We start from the raw sequence: 13,988 nt of genomic DNA, 5'->3' as shown, positions 1-13,988 counted from the left end.
GCCATCCTGCGCCAGGACACCGCTAAGGGCTCCTTGCACACCAAGCGGCAACTGGCCGGATGGGACGACGACTTCCTCGCCGACCTCATCACCCAAATGCGATAGCCCTGCCACAAGGGGGAGGGGACGCGCTTGAGGCGAGCCGCGGCGCCGCATTGGAGGCGGTGAGCGTCGGCAAAAAAATCAGCCGGCGAGGCGGGCCGCCTCCAGCGTCAGGCCGAGGCCGACCGAGCCGAAGGTGTCGCCGTCCACCACCCGCGCGTCCGGCACGGTCGCGGTCAGCGCGGCGCGGACATGCGGCAGGCCGGTCGAGCCGCCGGTGAGGAACAGGGCGTCGATGCGCTCCGCCGAGAGCCCCGCCTGATCGAGGCAGCGGCCGATGCGCTCGGCCATGCGGCGGGCGAGATCGTCGGTGTGGGAGGCCAGCCGCGGGCGATCGACGCTGGCGACGAGCGCCGGCTCGACCCAGCCGAGATCGACGATGCCCTGGCCCTGGTCGGAGGTCGCGATCTTGGCACCCTCCACCGCCATGGCGAGGGAATGCCCGCGCTCGGCCTCGACCACCCGGCGCAGGCGCGTGACGAGTTCCGGCTGGGCTGCGTCGCGCACCACCTCGTCGATCTCCCGCAGGATCTTCGGGTTGTAGAGTCGGTTAATGCTCGACCAAGTGGCGAGGTCGTGGAAATAGGCGTTCGGCACGGCGAGGTCGCCTCGCTTCATCGGGCTGCCGAGGCCGAGCAGCGGCATCACCGCGCCGAGGCTGAGGGTGCGGTCGAAATCCGTGCCGCCGATGCGCACGCCGTCATTGGCCAGGATGTCGTCGGCCCGCTCCTCCCGGCGGTGCCGCTCGGGCGAGAGGCGGACGATGGAAAAATCCGAGGTGCCGCCGCCGATGTCGGCGATCAGGGCGATCTCCTCGGACTTCACCGTGCGCTCGTAATCGAGGGCGGCGGCGATGGGCTCGTACTGGAAGCGGACGTGGCGGAAGCCGATCGATTCGGCGATCTGGCGCAGGGTGTCCTCGGCCTTGCGGTCGGCGGCCGGGTCGTCGTCGACGAAGTGGACCGGGCGGCCGTGCACCACCGCGTCGAGGCCGATGCCCGTCTCGGCCTCGGCGCGGGCCTTCACCGCGGTGAGGTAGCGGGCGATCACGTCGCGGAAGCGGATGCGCTCGCGCCCGACCGGGGTCGATTCCTCGACGAGCGACGAGCCGAGCACGGATTTGAGCGCCCGCATCAACCGGCCGGGCGTGCCCTCGACATAGGCCTCAATCGCGGCGCGGCCGATCTCGGCCTCGCGGCCGGGGGCGAAGAAGATCGCGCTCGGCAGGGTGCGGTGCGCACCCTCCAGCGGCACCAGGGACGGGGCACCGTGCGTGCCGATGCCGAGGGTGGTGTTGGACGTGCCGAAATCGAGGCCGCAGGCCGCCATGGGATCGGGATCGCTTCTCGTCGTGCCGGGAGGGCGGCCCCGTTACGGTGCCGCGGCAGGGAGCGCAATCCAAAAGTCGGGCCGGGCGGGAATCGGGGCCGCGCGGGAGTCCCTCATAAACACACCGCCGTCATTCCGGGGCGCGAAGCGAACCCGGCCCCGAAGGGGCGCGCCGGAGGCGTCCTATCCACCCGTGATGCGCGGCTGTTGTCACCGCCGCGGCCAGTCGTGGATTCCGGGTTCCGCTGCGCGGCCCCGGAATGACGGTGGGGAGAGGCCGGCAGCGTCGGCTGCCGGCCCGCTCGTCGTTAGCCCGGCACCTTCCTGGCCGCCGGAGCTTTTGCGGGCGCGGCGTTCGCCACTTCGGCCGGACGCTCGGGCTCCTGCACCGCCCCGGAGAGGGCGATGGCGTGAAGCGCCAGCACGGGCACGAAGACGAGTGCCATCATCAGCGCCACGACGAGACCCGCCGGGCGGCTGCGCTTGTGGCGGGCCGCACGAGTGCGAACACGCCGGGTGGTTACGGTGGAGTCAGTCATGGCTCACCTCCGGTCGGACCAGCCGCCAAAGGCCGGTCGCGGGTGAGCCGGATCGAACGATCAGGCGCAGATCACGCGGGCGGCCAGAGACGGCGTGGTCGATCGACTACTGTCGTCGGGCATGGGGGTCGGTCGTTCCTATGGAGCCGCGCGGCGAGCACGCGGCGCATCGCACGGATAACGCGCCGATGCCCGAGTCGTTCGCCCCCGTCAAGCGCATGCGGGACACAAACGGCATTCCGATTGTGCAACGCGAACGGAACGTGCGCGGCGCGTTCGGCTCTGGTGCCGCATCGTCTTTTTCCGAAAGCCGGAGACCACCTTTCGGGACGATGCTCTATGGTGGGAGCATGGCTTCCTCTCCCATCACCTGGACGCAGAGCCGCTCCGGCGGCGTGCCGATGCAGCGCTACACCGGCCATGTCGGCCCGATCGAGGTCGGCCTCGTCGAGTACGACGGCTCGAACCGGCTGTGGACATGGTGGAGCCCGCTGGCAGAGGCCGCCTGGGGCCACGCGCAGGACGCCGAGGGCGCGCAGAAGGGTTTCGAGGCGTGGCTGCGCGGCTGGCTGGAGAATTTCCGGCCGTTCTTCGAGGGCGCCTGAGCCGGCTCAGGCCGCCTCGACCGCGGGCGCGGCGGCGTCGCGGCTGCGCCAGAGGTAGCGCGCGAGGATCGAGCGGTACGGCGCGAAGCGCGCGGCGACCGCGCTCGTGTCGTCCCGGCCCGTGAGCTTGCGCAGCACGCCCACCGCCGCGATGTCGCCCGCGGGCCAGATGTCGGGATCGAGGAAGTGGAAGATGCCGACCATGTCGGCGGTCCAGGGCCCGACGCCGCGGATGCCGCACAGGACGGCCGCGCGCTCCGCATGCGGCAGCAGACCGAGATCGGCCCCGAGCAGCCCGCGCGCTTCGGCCTCGCGCACGGCGTGGAGCGCCCGCACCTTGTTGGCCGAGACGCCGCAGCCGCGCAGCACGGTCTCGAACCCCGGCACGAACAGGTCGCGCGGGCTCGCCCCTTGCGCCTGCGCCGCAGCCTCGATCCGCGACCAGATCGCGAAGGCGGCCTTGGTCGAGAGCTGCTGGTTGACGATCTCGACGAACAGCCGCTCGGCGACGCTTCCATGGACCGGCGGGGCGACGGCGATCGGCCCGATGGCGGCGATGGCCGCGTGCAGCGGCCCGCTCGTCGCCTGCGCCTCGCTCAACAGCCGGTCGTAGATTTTGGGATCGAGCATCGCCGCCTCATCCAGGCTCTCTCCGAGCCTCGCCCGACAAACGCGCGAGCGGACGCCCGGATCGACGGAGGCAAATCCATCGGCCTGCCTCGGCCGGGACATGCAGGACTTCTTTCGCCGCAATCACCATCATTTGATAACATGCGGGGGCGTTCTGAGCACGCTCTCGACAAAACTCTCCAAATCCCAGCAAAGGTTACGAAGCCTCTGCGAAAACTGTCATTTCCCGTTAACGCCATAGGGTCGACAACAGAGCATCCACCGCGGTCCAGGGCACCGCCGGATCGCCGCACCGTCCCTTCCCATCGGTCATGAGCTGGTTTCTCGATCTCCGCCTGCTCGGAAAGCTGGCCCTGCCGGCGGCGCTGGCCGCCCTGGTCGCCCTCGGCATCGTCGTGATGGCGCGCGGCCACATCGCGACGCTCGCGGGCGTCACCCGCGACGTGGTAGACGTGCGCGGCGCCCGCGCCATCGGCGCGCTGCAGGTCGCCGCCGCCACCGACGAGGCGGTGATCGCCGAGAAGAACATCATCATCGAGACCGACGAGGCCGTGATAACGGCCCAGCACGAGCGCTTCCGGGCTTCGCGCCGCAAGGCCGAGACCGCGATGGACCGGCTCATCGAACTCGCCGACTCGCCCGAGCGGCGGGCGGTGCTGGTCGGCATCCGCGAACAGCTCGCCGCGGTGTTCGCCGCCGCCGAGCGATCCGTCGCGCTCGGGCTCAAGCATCGCCGCGAGGAGGCGGCGCACGTCTCCTACGACGAGGTGCGCCCGGCCCGGCTGAAGCTGAACCGAGCCATCGAGGGCCGGATCGAGGCCAACCTGCACGATCTCGGCGTGGCCCGCGACGCGGCGACCGACCTCGCGGCCTCGGCCGCGACGAGCATGACCGCGGTGGCGAGCGTCGGCCTCGTCCTCGCCTTCGGCCTGCTCGGGCTGATCGTGGTGGCGGGCGTAACCCGGCCGATGGGCCGGCTGGTCGCCGTGCTCCAGCGCATGGCGCAAGGCGCCATCGACGCCGACATCGCCGAGGCGCGCCGCGGCGACGAGATCGGCGCGGTCGGCCGCGCGGTCGAGGGCATCAAGGCGATGGTGGCGCAGAAGGCCGCCGAGCAGGCCGAGATCAAGCGCATCGCCGACGAGGCTGCCGCGACCGAGCGCCGACGCACCATGATCGAACTCGCCGACGGCTTCGAGCGCACCATCGGCAGCGTCGCCGGCATGGTCTCGGCGTCCGCCACCGAGTTGCAGGCCACCGCCGCCTCGATGACGGCGACCGCCACGCAGACCGCGGCGCAATCGACCGCGGTGGCGGCGGCCGCCGAAGAGGCGGCCTCCAATGTCGGCACGGTCGCGGCGGCGGCCGAAGAACTCGGCGCCTCGGTCCACGAGATCGCGCGGCAGGTCGGCAGCTCGGCGGAGATCGCGGGCGGCGCGGTGGGCGAGGCGGACCGAAGCGCGCTGCTCGTGACGGAGCTGAGCCAAGCCGCGTCCCGGATCGGCGACGTGGTCGGCCTGATCTCCTCCATCGCGGCGCAGACCAACCTCTTGGCCCTTAACGCGACCATCGAGGCGGCGCGGGCCGGCGAGGCGGGCCGCGGCTTCGCCGTGGTCGCGGCGGAGGTGAAGGAACTCGCCTCGCAGACCGCGCGGGCGACGGACGAGATCGCGGGCCAGATCACCCGCATCCAGGGCGCGACCGGTCAGGCGGTCTCGGCCATCGGCGGCATCACCGGCCGCATCCGCGAGATCGACGCGGTGACGACGACGATCGCGGCGGCCGTCGAGCAGCAGGGCGCAGCGACACAGGAGATCGTCCGCAACGTCAGCCAAGCCGCCCTCGGCGCGGGCGAGGTGACGAGCAACATCACCGGCGTCGCGGGCGCGGCGGAGGAGACCGGCGCGGCGGCGGCACAGGTGCTGGCCTCGGCCTCGGAGCTGTCGCGGCAGTCGGAACATTTGAACGCGGAGGTGAGCCGGTTTTTGGCTGGGGTGCGGGCGGCTTGAGGGGCGGAGCGTCCGCACGGAGGCTCACGGCCGGGGTGCCGGGACTTCGATCCGGCTTTCTCCCACCCAATCCCTCATCCTGAAGTGCGGAGCCGAAGGCGAAGCCTCGAAGGAGGGCTCCAGCGGATCGCGCGATCCCTGGAGCCCTCCTTCGAGGCCCGCTGCGCGGGCACCTCAGGATGAGGGGGAGGGGTGGGAAAGGGCGTTCAAACCGCCCCTTCGAACAACGCCAACGCCTGCTCCACCGCCAGCCGCCGGATTTCCTCCCGGCCGGGACCGCCGAAGCGGCGCTCAATGTGGCGCGTCGGAGCACCCTCGAGCGCCAGCGCGAAGTGGACCAGCCCGACCGGCTTGTCCGCCGAGCCGCCGCCGGGCCCGGCGATTCCGGTGATCGCGACCGCCGCATCCGCCAGCGAACGGCCGAGCGCCCCTTCCGCCATGGCGCGGGCCACCGGCTCGCTCACCGCGCCGTGGGCGGCGATGAGGGCGGCGGGGACGCCGACGAGATCGGTCTTGGCCTCGTTCGAGTAGGTGACGAAACCGCGATCCACCACCGCCGAGGAGCCCGGCACGGCGGTAAGCAGCCCGGCGACGAGGCCGCCGGTGCAGGATTCGGCCGTCGCGATTTTTTTCTTCGACGCCGCGTAGGCTCGCACCAAAGCCTCGGCGCGGGCGAGCAGGGCGGCGTCTTCGATCACGAGCGGCGCTCGGCGGTCTCGGTGCCGGTGTCTACCTCGACCTCGGGCAGGCGCACGGTGGCGGCGGCTTGCGCGGCCAGCCCCTCGGCGCGGCCGACGAAGCCAAGCTTCTCTGTCGTGGTCGCCTTGATCGAGACGGCGGTGAGCGGCACGCCCGCGATCTCGGCGATGCGCGCCCGGATCGCCTCGCGGTGCGCGCCGATGCGCGGGGCCTCGGCCAGCACGGTGATGTCGAGATGGTCGATCCGGCCGCCCTGGGCGCGGACCAGCCCGCAGGCATGGGCCAGGAACTGGTCGGAGGAGGCGCCGCGCCACTTCTCGTCGGAGGGCGGGAAATGGGTGCCGATGTCGCCGTCGGCGATGGCGCCGAGGAGCGCGTCGGTCAGCGCGTGAAGCGCCACGTCGCCGTCGGAATGGGCGAGCACGCCGCGGTCGGCGGGGATTTTGATGCCGCCGAGCCAGACATGGTCGCCCTCGGTGAAGGCGTGGACGTCGAAGCCGGTGCCGAGGCGGGTCACGTATGTCGTCATGGGGGCCTCAGATATCGCGGGCGCTTCTCCGGAGAAAGCCCGATCCGCCTCGATCAGGTCCGCGGCCTGGGTGATCTTGCGGTTTCGCGCATCGCCCTCGAACACCACGACCCCGAGCCCGGCCCATTCGGCGAGCGCCCCGTCGTCGGTGAAGCCGTCGCGGCCTTGCCCGACCGCCCGGCGGTGTGCGTCGAGCAGCGGGCCGAAGCGGAAGCTCTGCGGGGTCTGGACGGCCCGCAGATTCTCGCGGGCCGGCGTCTCATGGACGCGGCCGATGCCGGGCGAAATCTCTTCCACGAGCTTGATCGTGTCGGAGACGGCGACACCCGGCACCGCCGCGCCGTGCTCGGCCCCGGCCGCGACCGCGCGCAGAATCAGGGACTCGTCGACGAAGGGGCGGGCGGCGTCGTGCACCAGCACGAGGTCCGGGGCGCCCGCGCGGGCGAGGCCTTCGAGCCCGGCCGCCACCGATTGCTGGCGCGTCGCCCCGCCGGGCACCGGCTCGGCGAGTTTTTCGCGGTGGGCGGGCTCCAACTCGGCGACGCATTCACGGAAGAAGTCGGCAGCATCGGGGGCGATCACCGGCTGGATGCGGGCGATGCGCGGCGATTGCGCCAGGGCGGCGAGCGTCCGGGTCAGGACGGCGCGCCCGCCGACCCGGCGGTACTGCTTGGGCAGGTCGCCGCCGACGCGCAGCCCCTTGCCCGCCGCCACCACGACAGCGGCCACTTCGAGCCGCGCGGCGCTGTCGGACATGGTCGAGCCTCGATCGAATTCGGTTGGGGAAAGCCGGGAATGCAGGGGTCATATGCGTCGGAATGTCCGAAGGCAAACGCAGGCGGCGCTTGCGTCCGGCCGGGCTTTGGCTACTTATTGGGCAGAATGAAGCCTGACCATTATTTGAGCGCCCTGCGCTCCGAGGCCAGCCGGCGCACGAGTTCGCCGCCGGTCCTGCTCGCTCCGCTGTCGGGCGTCACCGACCTGCACATGCGCCGCATCGCCCAACGGCTCGGGGCCAGCGCCGTCGTCTCCGAGATGGTGGCGGCGGCCGAACTCGCCCGCGGCGATGCCGAATCGCAGGTGCGGGCGGAAGGGCAGGGCGTCAGCCCTCATGTGGTGCAACTCGCCGGTTGCGCGGAAAAACCGATGGCCGAGGCTGCCCGCATCGCGGTCGCGAACGGCGCCGACGCCATCGACATCAATATGGGCTGCCCGGCCAAGACCGTCACCGGGGGCGAATCCGGCTCGGCGCTGATGCGCGACCTCGACCACGCCGCGCGCCTGCTCGCCGCCGTGCGCGGGGCGGTCGACGTGCCGGTCACGGTGAAGATGCGGCTCGGCTGGGATCATTCGAGCCTCAACGCTCCGGAACTGGCGCGCCGCGCCGAGGCGCTCGGGCTGAACGGCGTCACCGTCCACGGCCGCACCCGGCAGCAGTTCTACAAGGGCCACGCCGACTGGTCGGCGATCCGCGCGGTGGTCGAGGCGACCGGCCTGCCGGTGATCGCCAACGGCGACGTGACGGGCCTGGAAGAAGCGCGCGCCTGCCTCGCGGCGTCGGGCGCGGCGGGCGTCATGGTCGGGCGCGCGGCGGTGGGCCGGCCCTGGCTCGTCGGCGCCATCGCCGCAGGGCTCGCCGGCCGCCCGGTCCTGCCCCTCTCCGCCGAGGCGCGGGCGGCGGCGGCAGCCGAGCATTACGAGGGGCTGATCGCGCTCTACGGGGCGGCGATGGGTGTGCGCCACGCCCGCAAGCATCTGGCGGCCTATGCCGACGCCGCCGGCCCCGGCGCGCTCAATCCGGCCGACCGGCGCCGCCTCGTCACCACCTCCGACCCCGCCGAGGCCCTGACCTTGCTTCGCAGGGCCTTCCTCGACCCGGCCGGCCTCGATCCGGCATCCGCGGGCACGACGATCGGCGAGGCCGCATGAGCCACACCATGAGTTTTTCCGGCGACGAGCCCGATCCCGCCGCCCTGCCGGCCGCCGCCGCCGTGCTCAACGCGCTGCCGCTGCCGGTGCTCACCATCGGGCCGGACGAGCGCATCCTGCGGGTCAACCACGCCGCCGAACTGTTCTTCGACGCTTCCGCCAAGGTGATGCTGCGGGGGCGCCTGCGCGACATCATCCCGTTCTCCTCGCCGATCATCGCGCTGGTGGCCGAAGTCCGCCGCCGCCGCTCCTCGGTCGCCGAGTACCGCGTCGAGCTGATCCAGCCGCGCTCCGGGCACGAGCGCAGCGTCGATGTCTTCGCCACGCCCCTGCGCGACGAGGACGACTCGGTGGTGCTGATGCTGCAGGAGCGCACCATCGCCGACAAGATGAACCGCCAGCTGACGCATCGCGGCGCGGCCCGCTCGATGGTGGCGCTGGGCGCGATGCTCGCCCACGAGATCAAGAACCCGCTCGCCGGCATCCGCGGCGCGGCGCAGCTCCTGGAGCAGGAGCGCGACGACGAGGACCGCGTCCTCACCCGGCTGATCTGCGACGAGTCCGACCGGATCGTGCGCATCGTCGAGCGGATGGAGCTGTTCGGCGAGGAGCGCCCGGTGGAGCGCGGCGCGGTCAACGTCCACGGCGTGCTCGATCAGGTGAAGCGCTCGGCGCAAAGCGGCTTTGCCCGTCACATCCGCTTCATCGAGAACTACGATCCCTCGCTGCCCCCCGTGCTCGGCAACCGCGATCAGTTGATCCAAGTGATCCTCAACCTCGTGAAGAACGCCGCCGAAGCCATCGGCACCGACACGGTGGAGGGCGAGATCACCCTGTCCACCGCCTTCCGCACGGGCCTGCGCCTGCAGGTGCCGGGCTCGCGCGAGCGCGTCAGCCTGCCGATCGAGGTGGCGGTGCGCGACAACGGGCCGGGCATCCCGCCGGACATGCTCTCCGACCTGTTCGATCCCTTCGTCACCACCAAAGCTCAAGGTTCCGGCCTCGGACTTGCATTGGTGGCCAAGATCGTCGGCGATCACGGGGGCATCGTCGAGTGCGATCCCGTTCCCCGCCGCACTGCCTTCCGTATCCTGCTTCCCATGTCGAGCGCCCGGGACGGGCGTGAGTCGGCCGCGGAGCGTTGAGTTCGAGAGTCATGCCCAACGGTCACATCATCGTCGCCGACGACGACGCCGCGATCCGCACCGTGCTCAACCAAGCGCTGTCGCGGGCGGGCTACGAGGTCCGCACCACCTCGAACTGCGCCACGCTCTGGCGCTGGGTGGCGCAAGGGGAGGGCGATCTCGTCATCACCGACGTGGTGATGCCCGACGAGAACGTGTTCGACCTGCTGCCGCGCATCAAGCGGGTGCGCCCCGAACTGCCGATCATCGTCATGAGCGCGCAGAACACCTTCATGACGGCGATCCGCGCCTCGGAGCGGGGCGCCTACGAGTATCTGCCCAAGCCCTTCGACCTGAAGGAACTCACCGCCATCGTCGGCCGCGCCCTGTCGCGCCCCCGCGGCACCGCGCCCGCCGGCGCCGGCCCGGAGAACGAGGACATCCCGCTCGTCGGCCGCTCGCCCGCCATGCAGGAGATCTACCGCGCGCTCGCGCGCCTGATGCCGACCGACCTCACCGTGATGATCACGGGCGAGTCCGGCACCGGCAAGGAGCTGGTGGCGCGCGCGCTCCACGATTACGGCCGCCGCCGCACCGGCCCGTTCGTCCCCGTCAACATGGCGGCGATCCCGCGCGACCTCATCGAATCCGAGCTGTTCGGCCACGAGAAGGGCGCCTTCACCGGCGCGCTGTCGCGCTCCGCCGGCCGGTTCGAGCAGGCCGAGGGCGGCACGCTGTTCCTCGACGAGATCGGCGACATGCCGATGGAGGCGCAGACCCGGCTGCTGCGCGTGCTTCAGCAGGGCGAATACACCACCGTCGGCGGGCGCGTGCCGATCAAGACCAACGTCCGCATCATCGCCGCCACCAACAAGGACCTGCGCGTCTCGATCCAGCAGGGAATTTTTCGCGAGGACCTGTTCTTTCGCCTCAACGTCGTGCCGCTACGCCTGCCCGCCTTGCGCGAGCGCGCCGAGGACGTGCCCGATCTGATCCGCCACTTCTTCGTGCTGGTCGAGCGCGAGGGCCTGACCCGCAAGACGCTCGACGGCGACGCCATGGAGCGGCTCAAGCGCTACCGCTGGCCCGGCAACGTGCGCGAACTGGAAAACCTCGTCCGGCGCTTGGCCGCCCTCTACCCGCAGGAGACCATCACCGGCCCGGTGATCGAGGCGGAACTGGACACCCTGCCGCTGGCCCAGCCCACCGCCGCCAACGGCGCGGCCCGCAAGAACGGCGCCTCCGACAACGAGACCCTATCGGGCGCCGTCGAGCGCCACCTCGCCGATTACTTCTCCGGCTACCGCGACACGCTGCCCCCGCCCGGCCTCTACCACCGCATCCTGCGGGAGATCGAAGGTCCGCTGATCGGCGCGGCGCTCGCCGCCACCCGCGGCAACCAGATCCGCGCCGCGGAACTGCTCGGCGTCAACCGCAACACGTTGCGCAAGAAGGTTCGCGATCTCGACTTGCAGGTGTTCCGCACATCCCGCTGATGGGAAGTATGATGCATGCCCGTCTCTAGGCTGGCTTCCATTGCGCCACGTCTCGATTGAGTCGGACGGCGGCGGGAAAGATGTGGATGAAGTTTAGGCCTTCTTAAAAATTACAAATGTAACAAGCTTGAGGACCGTCCCATCCCTAGGCCTGCCATGCTCTCCCTGACGAAACTCAGTACCCGCCTGCCCGCCGCGATGATCGGGCTGGCGCTCCTCAGCGCGACGGCGATGGGCGGTTTCAGCTGGTCGTCGGCCAAGGACGGCCTATACGACGCCGCCCGCGAGCGGCTCCAGCTCGCCGCGTCGCTGCGCAAGGACGGCGTCGAGCTGACCGCCGACCGCCTGCGCACCGATTTCGAGGTCGCGGCGGCCAACCCGCAGATCGCCTCGAACTTCACCGATCTGGTCGAGAACCTCGATCCGGGCAAACCCGACACCGACAAGCTGCTCCAGGCGATCCGCGACCTGCCGAGCGCCGACGCGCGGTTGGCCTTCGACGGCGCCGCCACCGGCACGATGTACGGCCGCCGCCACGCCAAGGTGCAGGAGGCCGCCCGCAAGGTCGTGGCCCATGACGGCTACGCCGACCTCCTGTTCGTCGATGAGAATGGCCGCGTCGTCTACACCACGCGCAAGGAGCAGGATTTTGCGAAATTCCTGAGCGAGCCGTCGCTCGAGAACACCGGCCTCGCCCGCCTCGTTGGACGGCTGAAGGCGAGCGAGCCGGACGCGGTACTGTTCGAGGATTTTTCCGCCTATCCGGTGGGGGAGGGGCCGTCCGCCTTCATCGGCCGCCCGGTGACGAAGCGGGCCAACGTCGCCATGGGCACCGCCCAGGCCGCCGAGCGGGTCGGCTTCATCGTCATGCGGGTCACGCCGGCCCTGTTCGACCGCTCGCTGATGAAGCGCGACGGCCTCGGCCAGACCGGGCAGGTCGTCGCCGCCGGCCCGGACGGGCTCCTGCGCAGCACGCCGCTGAGCGGCGGGATCAAGGCCGGCGCGCCGCTCTCCGCCATCGGCATCGAGAAGGCGCAGATCGCGCAAAGGAACAGTCAAGGGCACAGCTTCGACTTCGACGGCCCGGACGGCCGCACCATGGCGGCGGTCGCCTCGGTCTCGGTTCTCGGCGCACCGTGGAGCGTCGTCGCCGAACAGAGCGAGGCCGAGGCCGTCGCCGCCGTCCGCTCGCTGTCGGTGACGCTCGCCGTGATCGGCCTGATCGTCCTGCTCGGCACCGCCGGGATCGGCCTGTGGCTCGCCCGCTCGATCGTGCGCCCGCTCGGCGCCCTGACGCGTGCGCTCGAACGGCTCGCCGCCCGCCAGAGCGTGGACGAGGTGCCCGGCAGCCGCCGCGCCGACGAAATCGGCGACATCGCCCGCGCCGTCGTGACGATCCGCGACGTGTCGCTGGAGGACGCGGCGCAGCAGCTCCAGACCACCGAGGCCCAGCGCCTGCGCGAGGAGCAGGCCCGGCGCGCCATGCTGCGCGACCTCGCCGGCCGGTTCGAATCCACCGTCGGCGGCATCGTCGAGCGCCTGTCCGGCGCGGTCGGCGCGCTTCAGGCCTCATCCGGCATCATGCGCGGCACCGTCGAGGACACCTCGCGCCGCTCCACCAGCGCGGCGAGCGCCGCCCACCAGACCGCGGGCAACGTCAACGCGGTGGCCTCGGCAGCAGAGGAACTCGGCGCCACTGTCGAGGAGATCGGCCGCCAGGTCGAGCAGGCCGCGGGTCTCTCGGCCCGGGCCGTCGAGGGGGCGGTCAGCACCGAGCAGACCATGACGGCGCTGGCCACCGCCGCCTCGCGCATCGGCGACATCGTCGATCTGGTCTCGACCATCGCCAGCCAGACCAACCTTCTGGCGCTCAACGCCACCATTGAGGCCGCCAGAGCCGGGGAGGCGGGCCGCGGCTTCGCGGTGGTCGCGGCGGAAGTGAAGGAACTCGCCGGACAGACCACCCGGGCGACGAGCGAGATCGCCCAGCAGGTCGGCGCGATCCAGGCGGCGACGCAAGGCACCTCGCAGGCGATCCGGATGATCACCGGGGAGATCGAGGCGATCAACCGCGTCACCAACAGCATCGCCGCCGCGGTGGAGGAACAGGGCGCCACGACCCAGGAGATCGTCCGCTCCATGGTCCAGGCCTCGACTGGGACGAGCGAGATGACCGCCGACATCGTCGCCGTGGCCCAGGCCGCCGACGAGGCCGGCCACGCCGCCTCCAGCGTCGCCGGCGCCTCCGACCAGCTCGCGGCGCAATCGCGGCAACTCCGCAGCGAAGTCGAGACGTTCCTGGCCAACGTCCGCGCCGCCTGACGCGGCACGCACCTTCCGACGACGGACCATCTCGCGCGAGCGCTCGGGCCATCGGCCGGGGCGCTCACGCGCCACGGGTCGGCTGGCCGGAATCCCAAACGGCCATACCCTCCCCACCGACCGCCCCTCCGCTTCGCCAGGAAGGCCCTTGGCAGGCTCCCGCGAACTTTTCTCGATTTTCCGATTGACGAGGGCATAAGGGCCCCGTAGAAGCACCTCACCGACGGGGCGCCGCGGCCCACCACTTGGGCGGCGGGATGAACTGAAGGTCACCGGGACTGATTGAGCGGCACGGCTGATCCGGGCGACTGGATCGGACGATCGCTGTCTTTCGTGTCTTCGATGTGTCGATCGGATGACGGTTGACAGGACGGTTCGCCGGCTCTAGACGCCACGGACCGCTCGGGCGGGCTTCCCGGCAACGACTTACGGTCGATGCGTGAACGGGACCGCCACGGACTTATCGCTGAAGACGGGCTGATCGGGCCGGGCAACCGGGACGATGGCGCGTCGGCAGCAGGAGGTTACACCTCGGGTGTAGGCTTCTTCGCTCTTTGACAAGTTGATATCGAGAAAGAGAAACGCGGGCGGCTTGTTCATGTCCTTGCGGGTTCGGTCGAGAGATCGAGCCGTGAGAGTATGACGCTGGACCGACGTTTCGGAAAGCTCACCGGT

12 protein-coding genes are annotated in these 13,988 nt (G+C 71.0%); 6 read left to right on the top strand and 6 right to left on the bottom strand.

Annotated elements, in window-relative coordinates; genetic code table 11:
- Nucleotides 1-183: 183 nt before the first annotated feature.
- Both AAHG03_RS26690 and AAHG03_RS26685 read right to left on the bottom strand, forming a co-directional pair.
- Complete coding sequence (locus AAHG03_RS26690) at nucleotides 184-1,431, bottom strand: Hsp70 family protein (RefSeq protein ID WP_342154843.1); 1,248 nt, start codon at nucleotides 1,429-1,431, stop codon at nucleotides 184-186.
- Between the two features lie 308 nt (nucleotides 1,432-1,739).
- Entirely contained in the window at nucleotides 1,740-1,970 is a 231-nt protein-coding gene (locus AAHG03_RS26685) for a hypothetical protein (protein WP_342154841.1), read from the bottom strand.
- Between the two features lie 350 nt (nucleotides 1,971-2,320).
- Here AAHG03_RS26685 and AAHG03_RS26680 point away from each other — a divergent pair, with 350 nt between their 5' ends.
- On the top strand, nucleotides 2,321-2,575 hold the full coding sequence (locus tag AAHG03_RS26680; protein WP_342154839.1) for a hypothetical protein: 255 nt from the start codon (nucleotides 2,321-2,323) through the stop codon (nucleotides 2,573-2,575).
- A gap of 6 nt (nucleotides 2,576-2,581) precedes the next feature.
- Here the strand turns inward: AAHG03_RS26680 and AAHG03_RS26675 are convergent, their stop codons facing one another.
- Nucleotides 2,582-3,205, bottom strand: a complete 624-nt coding sequence (locus AAHG03_RS26675) for a DNA-3-methyladenine glycosylase family protein (protein ID WP_342154837.1) — start codon at nucleotides 3,203-3,205, stop codon at nucleotides 2,582-2,584.
- A gap of 311 nt (nucleotides 3,206-3,516) precedes the next feature.
- Here AAHG03_RS26675 and AAHG03_RS26670 point away from each other — a divergent pair, with 311 nt between their 5' ends.
- Complete coding sequence (locus tag AAHG03_RS26670; RefSeq protein WP_342154834.1) at nucleotides 3,517-5,214, top strand: methyl-accepting chemotaxis protein; 1,698 nt, start codon at nucleotides 3,517-3,519, stop codon at nucleotides 5,212-5,214.
- 206 nt (nucleotides 5,215-5,420) lie between these two features.
- Here AAHG03_RS26670 and AAHG03_RS26665 read toward each other — a convergent pair whose 3' ends face one another.
- Both AAHG03_RS26665 and AAHG03_RS26660 read right to left on the bottom strand, forming a co-directional pair.
- Entirely contained in the window at nucleotides 5,421-5,912 is a 492-nt protein-coding gene (locus tag AAHG03_RS26665; protein WP_342154832.1) for a CinA family protein, read from the bottom strand.
- Nucleotides 5,909-7,198, bottom strand: coding sequence for a bifunctional 2-C-methyl-D-erythritol 4-phosphate cytidylyltransferase/2-C-methyl-D-erythritol 2,4-cyclodiphosphate synthase (locus AAHG03_RS26660; RefSeq protein WP_342154830.1), 1,290 nt, complete (start codon nucleotides 7,196-7,198; stop codon nucleotides 5,909-5,911). The genes AAHG03_RS26665 and AAHG03_RS26660 overlap by 4 nt, the downstream gene beginning before the upstream one ends.
- Nucleotides 7,199-7,324: 126 nt before the next feature.
- Between AAHG03_RS26660 and dusB the strand changes: the two genes are divergently transcribed.
- From dusB to AAHG03_RS26640, 4 genes are all read left to right on the top strand, one after another.
- Nucleotides 7,325-8,371, top strand: coding sequence for a tRNA dihydrouridine synthase DusB (gene dusB / locus AAHG03_RS26655; protein ID WP_342154828.1), 1,047 nt, complete (start codon nucleotides 7,325-7,327; stop codon nucleotides 8,369-8,371).
- A gap of 8 nt (nucleotides 8,372-8,379) precedes the next feature.
- A complete protein-coding gene (locus AAHG03_RS26650) occupies nucleotides 8,380-9,516 on the top strand; it encodes a two-component system sensor histidine kinase NtrB (protein WP_342154845.1) in 1,137 nt (378 codons plus the stop codon).
- Between the two features lie 11 nt (nucleotides 9,517-9,527).
- Nucleotides 9,528-10,991: a nitrogen regulation protein NR(I) gene (gene ntrC / locus AAHG03_RS26645; RefSeq protein WP_342154825.1), complete on the top strand. Its 1,464-nt coding sequence runs from the start codon at nucleotides 9,528-9,530 to the stop codon at nucleotides 10,989-10,991.
- Nucleotides 10,992-11,147: 156 nt separating this feature from the next.
- On the top strand, nucleotides 11,148-13,313 hold the full coding sequence (locus AAHG03_RS26640; RefSeq protein ID WP_342154823.1) for a methyl-accepting chemotaxis protein: 2,166 nt from the start codon (nucleotides 11,148-11,150) through the stop codon (nucleotides 13,311-13,313).
- A gap of 426 nt (nucleotides 13,314-13,739) precedes the next feature.
- On the opposite strand, the gene AAHG03_RS26635 is transcribed toward AAHG03_RS26640, so the two are convergent.
- Nucleotides 13,740-13,988: hypothetical protein (locus AAHG03_RS26635; RefSeq protein ID WP_342154821.1), on the bottom strand; the 249-nt coding region annotated here is incomplete at its 5' end.

Source organism: Methylorubrum subtropicum (assembly GCF_038442325.1).
Taxonomy (GTDB): domain Bacteria; phylum Pseudomonadota; class Alphaproteobacteria; order Rhizobiales; family Beijerinckiaceae; genus Methylobacterium; species Methylobacterium subtropicum.
The sequence above is the reverse complement of the archived record's forward strand: the minus strand, read 5'-3'. Positions and strand labels throughout refer to the sequence as shown.